General features: G+C 52.9%; 16 protein-coding genes. 13 read left to right on the forward strand and 3 right to left on the reverse strand.

The genetic code is table 11. The features are described 5' to 3' along the window. The gene (gene aroE / locus DWB84_RS11720) at positions 1-822 is read left to right on the forward strand and encodes a shikimate dehydrogenase (protein WP_187409975.1); all 822 of its coding nucleotides are present in this window, start codon (positions 1-3) and stop codon (positions 820-822) included. Here the strand turns inward: aroE and DWB84_RS11725 are convergent, their stop codons facing one another. Beyond that, positions 823-1,365 (reverse strand): gamma carbonic anhydrase family protein, encoded by a 543-nt coding sequence (locus DWB84_RS11725; protein WP_187409976.1) that lies wholly within the window; start codon positions 1,363-1,365, stop codon positions 823-825. It lies immediately after the preceding gene. A 69-nt stretch (positions 1,366-1,434) separates the two neighbouring features. Here DWB84_RS11725 and prlC point away from each other — a divergent pair, with 69 nt between their 5' ends. Then, positions 1,435-3,474: an oligopeptidase A gene (gene prlC / locus DWB84_RS11730; RefSeq protein ID WP_187409977.1), complete on the forward strand. Its 2,040-nt coding sequence runs from the start codon at positions 1,435-1,437 to the stop codon at positions 3,472-3,474. Continuing rightward, positions 3,471-3,731 (forward strand): YheV family putative zinc ribbon protein, encoded by a 261-nt coding sequence (locus tag DWB84_RS11735; protein ID WP_187409978.1) that lies wholly within the window; start codon positions 3,471-3,473, stop codon positions 3,729-3,731. Before prlC ends, DWB84_RS11735 begins: the two co-directional genes overlap by 4 nt. A 28-nt stretch (positions 3,732-3,759) precedes the next feature. Here DWB84_RS11735 and DWB84_RS11740 read toward each other — a convergent pair whose 3' ends face one another. Beyond that, entirely contained in the window at positions 3,760-4,437 is a 678-nt protein-coding gene (locus DWB84_RS11740; RefSeq protein ID WP_187409979.1) for a hypothetical protein, read from the reverse strand. A gap of 576 nt (positions 4,438-5,013) precedes the next feature. On the opposite strand from DWB84_RS11740, the gene coxB reads away from it, so the two are divergent. From coxB to DWB84_RS11760, 4 genes are all read left to right on the forward strand, one after another. Continuing rightward, a complete protein-coding gene (gene coxB / locus DWB84_RS11745) occupies positions 5,014-6,156 on the forward strand; it encodes a cytochrome c oxidase subunit II (RefSeq protein ID WP_187409980.1) in 1,143 nt (380 codons plus the stop codon). A 15-nt stretch (positions 6,157-6,171) separates the two neighbouring features. Further along, positions 6,172-7,722 (forward strand): cytochrome c oxidase subunit I, encoded by a 1,551-nt coding sequence (gene ctaD, locus DWB84_RS11750; protein ID WP_187409981.1) that lies wholly within the window; start codon positions 6,172-6,174, stop codon positions 7,720-7,722. 12 nt (positions 7,723-7,734) lie between these two features. Continuing rightward, a complete protein-coding gene (locus DWB84_RS11755) occupies positions 7,735-8,280 on the forward strand; it encodes a cytochrome c oxidase assembly protein (RefSeq protein WP_187409982.1) in 546 nt (181 codons plus the stop codon). 63 nt (positions 8,281-8,343) lie between these two features. Continuing rightward, positions 8,344-9,258: a cytochrome c oxidase subunit 3 gene (locus DWB84_RS11760; RefSeq protein ID WP_187409983.1), complete on the forward strand. Its 915-nt coding sequence runs from the start codon at positions 8,344-8,346 to the stop codon at positions 9,256-9,258. Here the strand turns inward: DWB84_RS11760 and DWB84_RS11765 are convergent, their stop codons facing one another. Further along, on the reverse strand, positions 9,259-9,501 hold the full coding sequence (locus DWB84_RS11765; RefSeq protein ID WP_187409984.1) for a DUF2909 domain-containing protein: 243 nt from the start codon (positions 9,499-9,501) through the stop codon (positions 9,259-9,261). A gap of 24 nt (positions 9,502-9,525) precedes the next feature. Here DWB84_RS11765 and DWB84_RS11770 point away from each other — a divergent pair, with 24 nt between their 5' ends. Genes DWB84_RS11770 through DWB84_RS11795 form a run of 6 tightly spaced genes read left to right on the forward strand, consistent with a single transcriptional unit; the run spans position 9,526 to position 14,447 of the window. Next, positions 9,526-10,263, forward strand: a complete 738-nt coding sequence (locus tag DWB84_RS11770) for an SURF1 family protein (RefSeq protein WP_187409985.1) — start codon at positions 9,526-9,528, stop codon at positions 10,261-10,263. 9 nt (positions 10,264-10,272) lie between these two features. Then, a complete protein-coding gene (locus DWB84_RS11775) occupies positions 10,273-10,884 on the forward strand; it encodes a hypothetical protein (RefSeq protein WP_187409986.1) in 612 nt (203 codons plus the stop codon). 50 nt (positions 10,885-10,934) lie between these two features. Then, the gene (locus DWB84_RS11780) at positions 10,935-11,987 is read left to right on the forward strand and encodes a heme A synthase (RefSeq protein ID WP_187409987.1); all 1,053 of its coding nucleotides are present in this window, start codon (positions 10,935-10,937) and stop codon (positions 11,985-11,987) included. Beyond that, positions 11,980-12,897, forward strand: a complete 918-nt coding sequence (gene cyoE / locus DWB84_RS11785) for a heme o synthase (protein ID WP_187409988.1) — start codon at positions 11,980-11,982, stop codon at positions 12,895-12,897. The genes DWB84_RS11780 and cyoE overlap by 8 nt, the downstream gene beginning before the upstream one ends. Continuing rightward, on the forward strand, positions 12,897-13,559 hold the full coding sequence (locus DWB84_RS11790; RefSeq protein ID WP_187409989.1) for an SCO family protein: 663 nt from the start codon (positions 12,897-12,899) through the stop codon (positions 13,557-13,559). The genes cyoE and DWB84_RS11790 overlap by 1 nt, the downstream gene beginning before the upstream one ends. A 3-nt stretch (positions 13,560-13,562) precedes the next feature. Continuing rightward, positions 13,563-14,447 carry a peptidoglycan DD-metalloendopeptidase family protein gene (locus DWB84_RS11795; RefSeq protein WP_187409990.1) on the forward strand — a complete coding sequence of 295 codons (885 nt, stop codon included), beginning with the start codon at positions 13,563-13,565 and terminating at the stop codon, positions 14,445-14,447. Positions 14,448-14,485 lie beyond the last annotated feature (38 nt).

Here is a 14,485-nt window from a genome sequence, read left to right on the forward strand (position 1 = left end):
ATGGATCGTTACGCGGTGGTTGGCAATCCGATTGCCCATTCCAAATCTCCGATGATTCATCAGCGCTTTGCGCAGCAGACCGGGCAGCAACTGAGTTATGAAAAAATCCTGGTGGATCTCTCCGCTTTCGACGAAGAAGTCTGCAGTTTCTTCGCCCTTGGTGGCAAAGGCCTCAATGTAACCGTGCCCTTCAAAGAGGATGCTTTCCGCTACGCGGATGAGCTCACGCCGAGAGGCAAGCAGGCGGGCGCGATCAATACGCTGGCCATCCGCAGCGATGGCACTGTGTTGGGAGACAACACGGATGGCGCAGGGCTGGTGGCGGATCTGCTCAATCTCGGTTGGCAAATTCAGGGCAAACGCATCCTGTTGCTCGGCGCCGGCGGCGCTGTGCGCGGTGTGGTGGGGCCATTGCTGGCGCAGCAACCGCAGGAAATCGTGATCGCCAATCGCACGGTGGAAAAAGCTGAAGCCGTAGCGGCGAGTTTTGCGTCGGACGTCTTGAAGAGCAGCGGCTACGCCGAACTGGCAGGCCAGTTCGATCTGGTGATCAACGGCACTTCGGCCAGTTTGGGTGGCGAGGTACCGCCGCTGCCGGAAGGTTTGCTCAATGGCAACACCCGCGTCTATGACATGATGTACGGCGCAGAGCCGACGGCGTTTTTAAAATGGGCGGCTGCCCAGGGTGTCACATCCTTGTCCGACGGATTGGGAATGCTGGTAGAGCAGGCGGCAGAGGCGTTTGAACTGTGGCGCGGCGTGCGCCCGGATACGGCGCCGGTGATCCAGTCCCTGCGCGCCGAAATGGCCAAATCCGCCTGATCAGGCAGGCGGATTCAGATATTCGTTTTTCAGCTTTACGTAATTCTGGGCGGAGTACAAAAAGAATTGCCGCTCACTGTCTTTCAGTGGGCGGACCTGCTTACACGGACTGCCCACATACAAAAAGCCGCTTTCCAGGCGCTTGCCCGGCGGCACCAGACTCCCCGCTCCCACAATGACCTCGTCTTCGATCACGGCACCGTCCAGCACAGTAGCACCTATGCCGATCAATACTCGATTGCCCACGGTGCAGCCGTGCAAGCAGGCTTTATGGCCGATGGTGACATCGTCGCCAATGGTCAGCGGCCAGCCGCCCGGGTTGTAATCGCTGGCATGGGTGATGTGTAACACGGCATTATCTTGAACGCTGGTGCGCGCACCTATGCGGATGTGGTGCATATCGCCGCGGACAATGGCGCCGGGCCATACGGAACAGTCGTCCCCTAAAACGACATCACCAATCACCACGGCTGCCGGGTCGACGTAAACATTGTGGCCGAGCACAGGTCGCTGGTTTTTAAAGGGGCGTAAGGAGTCGGACATGGAATGCTCCTGTCAAAAAGGGATTCACGTATGATAAACCAATCACGATTTTTCTCAGGGGAAGTTTGTATGTCTGCTAATCCATTACTGGAGCACCACCGCCTGCCACCCTTCCGGGCTATTCAAGCGGCCCATGTGCTGCCCGCTGTGCAAACCTTGACGGAGAGCAACCTGGCGCAGTTGCAGGCGCAGCTGGAGCAGTTGGGCGAACCGGATTGGCAGACCTTGGTGGAGCCTTTGGAAGAGCGCGAGGATTTGCTGAATCAAGCGTGGTCGCCGGTCAGTCACCTCAATGGCGTCGCCAACAACCCGGAATTGCGCGAAGCCTACAACCGCAGTATCGCGTTGCTTACCGACTACAACACCAAAATCGGCCAGAACGTCGCGCTGTTCAAAGCCTATGAAAAACTGGCTGCCAGTGAGCAGTACAAAACACTGACTGTGGCGCAACAGACCACCGTGCAGAATGCCCTGCGCGATTTTCGCCTCGCCGGTGTTAGCTTGGACGAGGACAAAAAGAAACGTTACGGCGAAATTCAGACGCGTTTATCCGAGCTGAGCAACCAGTTCTCCAATAACGTATTGGATGCAACTCAAGGTTGGTTCAAACACATCACGGATAGTGCTGAACTGGAAGGACTGCCGGAATCCGCCGTTGCCGGGGCCGCGCAGGCGGCCAAAAACAAAGGGCTGGAAGGTTGGGTGTTGACCTTGGATGGCCCGGTTTATTTGACCGTGATGACCCAGGCCGCCAACCGCGAATTGCGCCGGCAGATGTACGAAGCCTATATGACGCGCGCGTCTGATCAGGGGCCTACTGCCGGCCAGTGGGACAACACCGCGCTCATCGAAGAAATTCTGCAGCTGCGCCAGGAGTTGGCGAAGTTGCTGGGATTTAGCAATTACGCGGAACTCTCCATAGCGCCGAAGATGGCGCAAAGCACCGAGCAGGTTCTGTCATTCCTCAATGAGCTGGCGCAAAAGTCCCGCCCGCAGGCAGAGCGGGATCTGGCCGAATTACGCGAATGGGCGCGCCGCGAACACGGTATGGAAACCCTGGAAGTGTGGGATGTTTCCTATTACTCCGAGCGTCTTAAAGAAGCGCGCTACCAGATTTCCCAGGAAGTATTACGACCCTATTTTTCCCTGCCCAAGGTTCTCGACGGACTGTTTTCCCTGGTCAACAAACTGTTTGGCATTGAGGTCAAACCGGCGGAAGGTGTGGAGGTATGGCACCCGGATGTGCGCTTCTATCAAATCAGCCGCAAGGGCGAGCCCCTCGCCTATTTCTACCTCGATCTATTTGCGCGCGAAGGCAAACGCGGTGGTGCCTGGATGGCGGAGTGCCGTGTGCGGCGGAAAACGGCGCAGGGGCTGCAATTGCCGGTCGCCTATCTCGTGTGCAATTTCAATGCACCCATTGGCGACAACCCGAGCCTGCTGACGCACAACGAAGTCACCACCTTGTTCCACGAGTTTGGCCACGGTTTGCACCATATGCTGACGCAAGTGGATGTTGCCGCTGTCAGCGGTATCAACGGTGTCGCCTGGGATGCGGTGGAGCTGCCCAGCCAATTTATGGAGAACTGGTGCTGGGAGCCGTCAGTGTTGAAAAGCCTGTCCGCTCACTACAAAACCGGCGAGTCGCTCTCGGATGAACTGATCGAAAAATTGCTCGCGGCAAAAAATTTCCAGGCTGCCCTGATGACAGTGCGTCAGATCGAGTTTGCCGCCTTCGATTTTCGTCTGCATATGGAATACGGCACCGCCGGCTTCCCCGGTGTGCAGGCGCTGCTCGACCAAGTGCGCCGCGAAGTGGCGGTGTTGATTCCACCGACGTTCAACCGCTTCCAGAATGGTTTTAGCCATATTTTTGCCGGTGGTTATGCGGCGGGTTATTACAGTTACAAATGGGCGGAGGTGTTGTCGGCCGATGCTTTTGCTGCATTTGAAGAAAACGGTTTGTTCGATCGCGCGACCGGCGAACGCTTCCTGCATGAGATTTTGGAAAAAGGCGGATCGGAAGATGCCATGACACTGTTCCGCAGATTCCGCGGCCGCGATCCGGATTTGGCTGCCCTGTTGCGACACTCGGGTATAGGCGCATGAGTACACCCAAACGACGTTTTGTTGCAGGCGCTGTCTGTCCCCGTTGCAAAGCGATGGATCGCATTGTGATATATCGCATCGACGACATCGATTATCGCGAATGCGTCGAGTGCGGTTTCAAAGATGAAATGCGCTTCAAACCGGTGGTGCGGGAAATTCAAACCCGGGTGAATACGCCGGAAGAAAAACTGGCGGAAGAAACTCAGGTGGTGAAAATTCTGGGGCCGATTCCGACGAAAAAACCGGATAAGACTTAGCTATCAAAATCAGGATGAAAGTTTCTTGTTAGTGTTCGGTTACTTTCGTTGAGGTCAAACTATTAAAGCTAAGTTGGATATCCGAATCTTCACTCAACAAGCAGGGCCAGTCCTGTAAGCTTTGCAACTGGCTCGCCTGTGGATGACGTTTGACGAATTCTTTTAATTGTTCGTCGAGATTGTTCGGCTGAAACAGTGTTTCTACCGCATAGAACACGGCCATATCCAATTTGCTGGCAAACTCTTCCCCCAACAGCTCGTACACCAGAATATTGGCCAGGGAATTGTCCATGGGTGCGAGCGGTGTCCCACATAACATCAACAACCGATCATTGATTTCTTCCATCAGTCGGTGGGTCAGATAGGCCTCATCGATCAATTCTTTCAAGCCGCCTTTTTGTTCGATCTCTTCTGGAGGCTGAAGAAAGAAATCGGTGGCAATGCGAATAAACACTCCGCCGTAAGGCTCAATGCCACTGCGTTGCATGGACTCGTGCAATGCCTGCAAAAAATCCGGCGCGTACTCGATATAGCGGATGACAAACTGCAACAGCGCTGCAACCGGGTCACCTTGAGGTAAACGAATACTTCGGTGCAGGCGCGGCACCAGCAGCGTCAAATAGTTTTTCAGATGATGGGTTGTCTCTTCGTGAATGCGCGCACGCGCGATGCATTCACGAATGAGAGCCAAGTTTTGTTCGGTCATACAGAGACACACACTGCACCGGTTGTACCGGCTATCAAATCATTACTCGCGTAATGTGTCGTTGAAGTGCTTCTTATGTATGCAAAGAAAAAAGTGTCAAAGGTCGCCTTTTAGTTTCGTTTCGCTATTAAAAAAATTTTTTAAACAGCCAAACAAAATAAATAACCCTTGGTGTGCGCCATAACGAAGCAGACGAATCCAAAGAAGATAGATGAGCTTCGCTAAAACTCCTAGAAATTTAGTTACAAAAAATAATTGGCTGGACGATCGGGCGAAAATGAGAGGATAAAAGCGCCAAAGCCGCCTATGCTGAGATATAGAAAAAAGAAATGGGACGCACTGAGCGTTAGTTGAAACGAGCATTTTAAGCGTTGACCTTTAAAAGGTTTTATGGCTTGCTATGACCCTGTTTTTGGGGGTGGTCTTGCGCAGAAGCCGTTTGCACTCCGTCCCTGAGCGGCCGGAAATCCGCGCCGCAGAAGTGAATAACGAATGCCTGGGATGCAAATCCCGAAAAGAATAACAAGATTACTTTTTTCACTTTCCCTCACAAAAAAACAACACGGAGACGGGGCGATGTTAGGCAAATCGAAACGGTTGTTGGTGTTGCCGCTCTACGCAGTTCTAAGTGCAGGCCTACCTGCCTTAGCGTGGGCGTCAGAATGGCCGCTGAACATGACTGAAGGGGTAACATCGATAAGTCGGCAGGTGCACGGTTTGCACATGCAGATTTTTTGGTGGTGTGTTGCCATTGGTGTCGTGGTGTTCGGTGTCATGTTTTACACCATGTTTGTTCACCGCAAATCACGCGGGGTAAAGCCAGCCCACTTTCACGAAAATGTGGCTCTCGAACTGACATGGACGATCATTCCGATTTTGATTCTGGTCGCAATGGCCGTTCCTGCCACGAAAACACTGGTCCATATCTACGATACTGAGGATGCGGATCTGGATATTTTGATCACCGGCTATCAATGGAAATGGAAGTACGAATATCTGGATGAGAACGGTGACAACATCAGTTTCTTCAGTCTCCTCAGCACCCCCCGCAGTCAAATCGAAAATGCTGAAGCAAAATCCCCGGAATACCTGCTCGAAGTTGATGAGCCAGTCTATATCCCCATAGGTAAAAAAGTCCGCTTTTTAGTTACTGCTGCTGACGTTATCCACTCCTGGTGGGTACCGGCGCTGGCGGTCAAACGCGATGCGATTCCAGGTTACATTCACGAAGCCTGGACCAAAGTTGAGCAACCCGGTGTTTTCCGTGGCCAATGTACAGAGTTGTGCGGTAAAGACCACGGTTTTATGCCGGTTGTGGTGCACGCCGTAGAGCAAGCAGAGTTCGATGCGTGGCTCGAGGGCAAACGTGAGAAGGCTCGCCAGATTGCCGAAGCAGTAAAGCAGACGCTGACTTTCCAAGAACTCTACGACCAGGGTGAAGCGGTTTACCAGAAGAACTGCGCCGCTTGCCACCAGCCGGACGGCAAAGGTATTCCAGGCACTTTCCCCGCAATCATCCGCAGTCCTATAGCCACCGGCCCAGTCGCAGGCCATATCAATCGGGTGGTAAACGGTGGCGCCGGTATGCCTCCTTTCGGAGAACAGTTAACACCGGTGGAAATCGCCGCAGTGGTGACATTCCAGCGCAATGCATTTGGCAACAATATGGGCGATCAGATTCAGCCCATTGATGTCGTTAATTTCAAGCAAGGCCAATAATAAGGAGAACATCTTATGGCACATGGTCCTGCGAAAGGTTTAACCCGCTGGTTATACACCACCAACCACAAAGACATTGGTTCCATGTATTTGTGGTTCAGTTTTGCAATGTTTTTTCTCGGCGGTATTTTTGCTCTGGTAATCCGCGCAGAATTGTTTGAACCCGGTTTGCAGATAGTGCAGCCCGAATTCTTCAACCAGATGACCACCATGCACGGTTTGGTGATGGTGTTCGGTGCGGTGATGCCGGCGTTTGTCGGTTTGGCGAACTGGATGGTGCCCATGATGATCGGTGCACCTGATATGGCGCTGCCGCGCATGAATAACCTGAGCTTCTGGATTCTGCCTTTTGCCTTCGCAATGCTCGCTTCCACCCTGTTTATGGAAGGCGGCGGTCCTAATTTCGGTTGGACTTTCTACGCACCTCTGTCCACCACCTATGCGCCCCCCAGTGTGACGTTTTTTATCTTCGCGATTCACATCATGGGTGCCAGCTCCATCATGGGTGCCATCAATATCATTGCCACCATTCTGAATATGCGCGCGCCCGGCATGACTCTGATGAAAATGCCGTTGTTCGTATGGACCTGGTTGATTACGGCCTATCTCCTGATTGCCGTAATGCCGGTGTTGGCAGGAGCGGTCACCATGATGCTGATGGATATCCACTTCGGCACATCCTTCTTTGATGCCGCTGGTGGTGGTGACCCGGTTCTGTTCCAGCACGTGTTCTGGTTCTTCGGTCACCCCGAGGTATACATCATGATCCTGCCGGCGTTTGGTGTGGTGAGTGCCATTATTCCCACCTTCGCACGCAAGCCGTTGTTCGGTTACTCCTCCATGGTGTACGCCACTGCCGCTATCGCGATTCTCAGCTTCATGGTATGGGCGCACCACATGTTCACCGTCGGTCTGCCTTTTATCGGTGAATGGGTGTTTATGATTGCGACTATGGCTATCGCGGTGCCGACAGGCGTTAAGGTATTTAACTGGGTAACCACCATGTACAAAGGTGCCCTGACGTTTGAGACGCCTATGCTGTTCTCTATCGCCTTCGTGATTCTGTTTACCATCGGCGGATTTTCCGGTCTGATGTTGGCGATTGCTCCAGCGGACTTCCAATATCACGACACCTACTTTGTGGTAGCGCACTTCCACTATGTGTTGGTGCCGGGCGCGATCTTTTCCATCACCGCAGCGGTTTATTACTGGCTGCCGAAATGGTGTGGCCGCATGTATGACGAAGTGTTGGGCAAAACGCATTTCTGGTTGGCATTTATCGGTCTCAACCTGACGTTCTTCCCCATGCACTTCTCCGGACTTGCCGGTATGCCGCGCCGTATTCCGGATTACAACCCGCTGTTTGCCAACTGGAACATGCTGTCATCCGTAGGCGCATTCCTGTTTGGCGCGGCGCAAGTACTCTTCCTCTACATTGTTATCCGCGCGATCGTCAGCGGCCGCAAGGCGACGGATCAAGTATGGGAAGGCGCACACGGTTTGGAGTGGACGGTGCCCTCACCTGCGCCCTACCACACCTTTACGACACCACCGAAAGTGGATTAAGGGGGAGCGGTTATGGAAAAGGGCACGCGTAAAACCGTTTTGCGCCTGGCTCTATCCGCCGTTTTGATGTTTGTTGCGGTGTTCACCATTATGCCGCCGCTTTACACGCTGCTATGCGAAGTCACCGGCCTGCGCAAGGTCGGTGGCGCTTACGAGGCGGAAGAAATCAAGGTAGACGCAGAACGTTGGGTGAATGTGCAATTTGTGGCGACTCACAACGACGCTATGCCGTGGGAGTTTCGCCCTATGACCTACAAAGTGAAGGTCAATCCGGGGCAGAAAACCGTGATCAAATATTTCGCTAAAAATAATACCGATCGCCCCATGGTTGCCCAGGCAGTGCCTAGCATCACTCCCTTCAGTGCCGTGAATTACTTTCACAAAATCGAATGTTTTTGTTTTAACCATCAGCCCTTGGAAGGTGGCGAAAGCGCTGAACTGGGGCTGGAATTCGTGGTGGATCAAGATCTTCCCAAGCAGGTGACCACCATTACTTTGTCGTACACGTTATTTGATATTACCGAGCAGGCAAAACCCGGACTGGCGCAATTAAATTGATGCCGCAGCCCAAACGAATTGGAATTTAACCGCATAACCTTGAATAAGGCGGAGACAACAAGAATGGCTCATCAACACGACGCATCGACATACTACGTACCTGAGCAGAGCAAGCTGCCGCTCATTACCGCGTTCGCCATGTTTCTTACGGTGTACGGTCTGGGCAGTTGGTTCAACAATGTAAGTGCTGGGCCGTTTTTATTTGCCAGCGGATTTTTGCTGATGGCAGGTGTGATGTTCGCCTGGTTCAGTGCGGTGATCAAAGAAAACCTCGCGGGTCTCAATAACGCTCAGCTCAAACGCTCTTATGTGTGGGGCATGGGCTGGTTTATTTTTTCTGAAGTGATGTTTTTCGCCGCCTTTTTCGGCGCACTGTTCTATGTCCGCGTAATTTCTTTACCAGAGTTGGGCACTGCCAATAACAGCGAATTATTGTGGGGTGGTTTCAAACCGGATTGGCCGCTGATGACAACGCCGGATATGGCCGTAAAAGGCGAAGCCGCTAAACATCTGGGACCTGAAGGCAATATGAGCAACCCGGGAATTCTCGGTTGGTTGAGCTGGCTGCCATTTTGGAATACCGTCATTCTGTTGACTTCGAGCTTTACTGTACATTTCGCCCATACAGCGCTTAAAAAGCACAACAAAAAACAATTCAACATCTGGCTGGGTGTTACCGTTTTTCTAGGTATCTGCTTCTTGATTTTGCAGATCGAAGAATACGTTCACGCTTATCAAGAACTGGGTCTGACTCTGCACTCCGGTATTTACGGCGCAACATTTTTTATGCTCACAGGCTTCCACGGCGCTCACGTCACCATTGGAACCTTTATGTTATTAGTGATGTTGTTGCGATCGGTGTTGAAAGGCCATTTCAAGCACGACGATTGTTTTGGTTTCGAAGCGGCCAGTTGGTACTGGCACTTTGTCGATGTGGTGTGGTTGGGTCTCTTTATTTTTGTTTACATTTTGTCTTGATTATTCAACAACTGGCGCCTTGGGCAAATTATCCCAAGGCGCTTTATTTTTTAGCTGACCTGTTTGAATGCCGTAGGCAATTGTCGCCATCAATGCAGCGGCTAACGCGATGCGAATACCGAGAGCGTAAAGCGTCCGTTTGGATTCCGGCACGTTCATGTCCTTCAGAAGAAAAATCAGCGCGCTGGTAAGGCTGATTACGACCGCGATAAAAAGAATCACGATCAGTGCTTTCAACAGCATGATTACATCCTCCACGGGTGAGCAGTGAAAAACCCAGACAAAGATCCGTTTTCCCTGGAATTGAATTGGAAGATCACCATCTTCACGATTTTATTGTTGCCGCTGCTGGTGAGTCTCGGATTTTGGCAATTGCAAAGGGCGGACGAAAAAAGCACCATACAGCAATTAGTCGCTGAGCAACAGGCATTGCCGCCAGCGGAATTGACCGCATCGACTGCAGCGCAAATGACGCCCTATCGCCGCGTGGTTTTTTCTGGAGCCCCTGAAGCAGAGCACATATGGTTGCTGGAGAATCAGCTTTATCAAGGACGTCTCGGTTATCACATGATCGTGCCGGTGGCGTTGAGTGCGGATACGTATGTGCTGGTGAACTGCGGTTGGATTAGTGGCGCAGAACGTCGCGATCAATTGCCTCAGATTCCAGCATTGCCGGAGGCGGCGAGGTTTTTTGGCCAGATCCGCCAACCGAGCTACAACCGTTTTTTACGTGGAGAGGCCTTGGACGCGGGTTGGCCGAAGCGGATTTTGCAAATGGATATTGCCGTTATGTCACAAGCTCTGGGTAAGCCACTATTGCCTTGGGTGATTCAATTGGATGAAACCAGTCCTATGGCACAAACGGTTCATTGGCCGATCGTCAATATGTCAGCGGATAAACATCTGGGTTACGCCGCGCAGTGGTTTTTGATGGCGATTGCGTTAGTAATTTTGTGGGTATTCGCCAATACCAATCTCGGGCGCCGCAAAAAAGAAGTTAAATAAGGGTGATTTGTGAATAACGCAGCTGCGCATAATCAAAAGAAAATGTCATGGCAATTGCTTGCCATTTTAGCTGTATCCATCATTCCCATCGTCGCTGCCTACATCGCATATTACACCGGTTGGGGTGTGCCTCAGGATACTGTGAACGAGGGTGTCCTATTGCAGCCCGCTAAAAATGTTGCGGATCTGCTCACCGAGGCCGAGGGTGATAAACCGCAATTCGCCGATAATTTGCAGTGGCGATTATTGATTCCTGTGCCCGCGGATTGCGACAAAGGCTGCCAGCAAAATCTTTATATCACTCGTCAGGTCCATATTCGCCTTGCAGAGAAAGGCGATCGTGTGGAGCGCTACGCCGTGAATCTCGGCGGTGCTGCCGGAGAGGATTTTCTGCGCAGCATTCAAGCGGAACATCCAGGGTTAAAACATTTTTCTGTTCCACCAAAAACCTGGGAGCGGTGGTTAGCGGGCAGCAATGTGCCGAACAACTTCACGGGCGATCATTACTATTTGCTGGTGGATCAGGTGGGCTTTGCCATGATGTATTACAGCCTGCAGCACGACGGCAACCAGCTGCTCAAGGATTTGAAACGCGTGTTGCGCCACAGCCCGGGAGGCTGAGAGCAACAATAACAACACTGACTCAACGATAACAAATAGGTACTCAGTGGATGTCCAAGGCACAAACAATCAACGCCGATTTCGCAGTATCCAGAACTCACCTGCAACGCCGGCCGTTATTTTTTCTTAGCTTGTTCGCCGTATTGCTGGTGCTGGTGGTTGTGGTGTTGGGTGCATTTACCCGGTTAAGTGACGCGGGGCTCGGTTGCCCGGACTGGCCTGGCTGTTACGGTCATTTGACATGGCCGAAGACAACAGAGGATGTCGCATTGGCGGAAGCGCGTTTCCCGGAAACCCCCGTGGAGCACGATAAAACCTGGCCGGAGATGGTGCACCGCTATTTTGCCGGCACCCTCGGGCTGGTGATCTTCGCCATTGCATGGCTCTCCTGGCGCGCACATCGCACCGATCGTGCAATTCCCTTGCGACTGCCATTGTTTTTAGCCGGTCTTGTTATTCTGCAGGCTGCCTTCGGCATGTGGACGGTCACATTGAAGTTATGGCCCCAAGTAGTTACGGCCCATTTGTTGGGTGGTTTTGCCACCGCTGCGGGCTTATGGCTGCTGGTCTTGCGCCTGAGTGGTTGGAAATTTCCGAGTATCAAATTTTCGCCGGGTCTGAAAACCTTGGCGGCGATTGGATTGTTGGCTGTGGTGATTCAAATCGCGCTCGGTGGTTGGACCAGCGCCAACTACGCCGCTATTGCCTGCCCTGATTTGCCAACCTGCCATGGTGTCTGGTGGCCGCCTGCGGACTTTTTGCAGGGCTTTAATATTTTCCAGCATGTAGGTCCGAACTATCTCGGTGGTCTATTGGATAACCACGCGCGCACTGCCATTCACTTTACCCATCGCCTCGGCGCTGTCACCGTCACCCTGATCTTGATCACCTTAGCCATAAGCCTGTGGCGATCTGGCGCATGGGGCCGCAAGATGACGGTGGTGCTCCTGGCGGTGCTGACACTACAGGTGGGTTTGGGCATCAGTAATGTGTATTGGGTACTGCCACTTCCAGTAGCGGTGGCGCATAACGGCGTCGGTTTGGTTCTGCTGCTGGTTTTGGTTGCTCTGAATTACGGCTTAAGGAAACAACAGCATGTCTGAGAGTATGAGTGAAAGCCGCGAGCGCGCGGTCTGGTCGGATTATTGGGAGCTGTGCAAACCCAATGTAGTCGCTTTGATGATCCTGACTTCCGTAATCGGAATGTTATTGGCAGTGCCCGGAGCCGTGCCTTTGCATATCCTGATTTTGGGCAATCTCGGTATTGCGTTCTGTGCAGGGGCAGCTGCGGTCATCAATCATCTGGTGGATCGCCATGTAGATCAAAAGATGGCGCGCACCTTTAATCGCCCTATCGCCAAAGGTCGGGTCGCGCCAGCGCAGGCTCTGGTATTTGCCTTTACCCTTGGCGGTGTGGGAATGGCGATACTGCTGGTCTATATCAACGCCCTCACCGCTTGGTTGACCCTGGCGTCCCTGCTCGGTTACGCGGTGATCTATACCCTGTTTTTAAAACGCGCGACGCCGCAGAACATTGTCATCGGCGGCTTGGCTGGCGCTGCTCCTCCCCTGCTCGGCTGGACCGCAGTAACCGGCACACTCGACGGTCACGCACTGCTGTTGGTGCTGATTATTTTTGCCTGGACGCCGCCGCATTTTTGGGCGCTCGCAGTGCACCGCCAGAAGGAATACGCCAACGCGGAAATTCCCATGCTGCCGGTCACCCACGGCGAGCGCTACACCAAAATTCATATCCTGTTGTACACCCTGATTCTGTTCGCGGTGAGTTTGTTGCCCTTCGCCACCGGCATGCTGCATTTGATCTATCTCGCAGGCGCGGCGATTTTGGGCGCGATTTTTATTGGTTATGCAGTGAAGATGCTGGTGTCGAATGAGCCGGGCACGGGCATGGCGACTTTCCGTTATTCCATCGTGTATTTGATGCTGCTATTCGGGCTTATGCTGATCGATCACTACACCTTCCCTCTCACCGGTCATGTGGTAGGTTTCTGATGTCGGCACCCGTACCCAGTGAGCTGCAACAGCGCAATATTTTGCGCACGGTGGGATGGCTGGTTTTTCTTATCCTGGTGGTGATCGCGCTGTTCCTGCACAAGTTTTTTTCTCCCCGGGTTATGTCGCCTCAGGAGCTGAGCATCAACGGCGCGGTGGTTTTCGAAAAACCGCGCATTATTCCGCCGTTCGAACTGGTCGATCACACAGGTGCCCCCTTTACGCTGGAGCGTTTACAGGGCAAATGGACGGTGATTTTTTTCGGTTTTACCACCTGTCCGGATATTTGCCCGACGACTTTGGCGACCTTATCCCAGTGGTACAAAAAGCTCGACGGCGATATCAAGAAAAATACTCAGGTGGTGATGCTGACCGTGGATCCGGCGCGCGATACCGCGGAAAAACTGAGCGCGTATATGAAACATTTCGACCCGGATTTTATCGGGGTCACTGGTGAGTTTCTGCCAATTAAAACTCTCACGGATCAGTTGAATGTGGCATTTAATAAGGTTGTGATCGGCGAGGATTACACGGTGGACCACTCCGGCCACTTGGTGCTGATCAATCCGTACGGCCACTACCACGGCATCTTCAAGCCGCCTTTCCAGCTCGGTCAGCTAAAATCCACTTATCAATCCATAGTGGTCAGCTTCCGCCATTAAGCCATGCGCCCCTTTATTCTAATAAGCCTTATCCTCGCCGTCAGTGCGGCGGCGGATACGGTTTATCGCTATCAGGACGAAAAAGGCCGCTGGCATTTCAGCGACCGCAAACCGCAGGTCCCCCACGAAAAACTGCTGGTAGTCACCGCCAATCCCCAGCCCAAAGAACCGCAATTGGTGTATCTGCGCCGCGACGACGACAGCCAGCAGCTCACCGCTATAAACCCGTGGTTTGCGCCAGTGCAATTTGAGGTGCGCGCGGAGGGGCAGAGCATTGTTCGCTGGGTGGTGGAACCGCGCAGCGAAACTCCGGTTTTACACCGCGGCCAGCCGCTGGAATGGCAGTCCCACTACGAATACGTTTTGGTGATGGGCAAACCCGTTCCCCGCAGTGATATGCGCCCGCTGCAACCGCCGGTTCCACCGCAAGGGCGCTATCGCATCAGTCAGGGATTCAACGGTCACTTTTCCCACAAGGAAGAACCTTCACGCCATGCCGTAGATATAGTGATGCAGGTCGGCGATGGCATTCATGCAGCGCGGGATGGTGTGGTGGTCACCGTAAAAGACGACTATCACATGGGCGGAGTTGATAAGTTTTTCTACGATAAAGCCAACTACATCCGCGTATTGCATGACGACCACACCTTCGCCATCTACGCGCATATTTTGTTGGGCAGTGCCCAAGTGAAAGAAGGCGATCGAGTGAAAGCCGGCGATCTTCTCGCCAGCGCTGGCACATCCGGCTATTCCACTGGACCGCATCTACACTTTGCCCTGCAACGCAATGACGGCAACGGCATGGTGTCCGAGCCATTCCGTTTTATGCTCGGCCAAGGCGTATTCAAGCCGGAAGCCGGTCAATGGCTGACGCGCGCGGCGCAATAAACAGGCGTAGAATCGCGGTTTTTATCTCTCCGGAGTTC

The organism is Saccharophagus sp. K07, from assembly GCF_014336955.1.
GTDB lineage: Bacteria > Pseudomonadota > Gammaproteobacteria > Pseudomonadales > Cellvibrionaceae > UBA5868.

Coding starts and splice junctions, on each gene's coding strand:
- aroE (WP_187409975.1), top strand. CDS start 1: ATGGATCGTTACGCGGTGGTTGGCAATCCGATTGCCCATTCCAAATCT.
- DWB84_RS11725 (WP_187409976.1), bottom strand. CDS start 1,365: ATGTCCGACTCCTTACGCCCCTTTAAAAACCAGCGACCTGTGCTCGGC.
- prlC (WP_187409977.1), top strand. CDS start 1,435: ATGTCTGCTAATCCATTACTGGAGCACCACCGCCTGCCACCCTTCCGG.
- DWB84_RS11735 (WP_187409978.1), top strand. CDS start 3,471: ATGAGTACACCCAAACGACGTTTTGTTGCAGGCGCTGTCTGTCCCCGT.
- DWB84_RS11740 (WP_187409979.1), bottom strand. CDS start 4,437: ATGACCGAACAAAACTTGGCTCTCATTCGTGAATGCATCGCGCGTGCG.
- coxB (WP_187409980.1), top strand. CDS start 5,014: ATGTTAGGCAAATCGAAACGGTTGTTGGTGTTGCCGCTCTACGCAGTT.
- ctaD (WP_187409981.1), top strand. CDS start 6,172: ATGGCACATGGTCCTGCGAAAGGTTTAACCCGCTGGTTATACACCACC.
- DWB84_RS11755 (WP_187409982.1), top strand. CDS start 7,735: ATGGAAAAGGGCACGCGTAAAACCGTTTTGCGCCTGGCTCTATCCGCC.
- DWB84_RS11760 (WP_187409983.1), top strand. CDS start 8,344: ATGGCTCATCAACACGACGCATCGACATACTACGTACCTGAGCAGAGC.
- DWB84_RS11765 (WP_187409984.1), bottom strand. CDS start 9,501: ATGCTGTTGAAAGCACTGATCGTGATTCTTTTTATCGCGGTCGTAATC.
- DWB84_RS11780 (WP_187409987.1), top strand. CDS start 10,935: ATGTCCAAGGCACAAACAATCAACGCCGATTTCGCAGTATCCAGAACT.
- cyoE (WP_187409988.1), top strand. CDS start 11,980: ATGTCTGAGAGTATGAGTGAAAGCCGCGAGCGCGCGGTCTGGTCGGAT.
- DWB84_RS11790 (WP_187409989.1), top strand. CDS start 12,897: ATGTCGGCACCCGTACCCAGTGAGCTGCAACAGCGCAATATTTTGCGC.
- DWB84_RS11795 (WP_187409990.1), top strand. CDS start 13,563: ATGCGCCCCTTTATTCTAATAAGCCTTATCCTCGCCGTCAGTGCGGCG.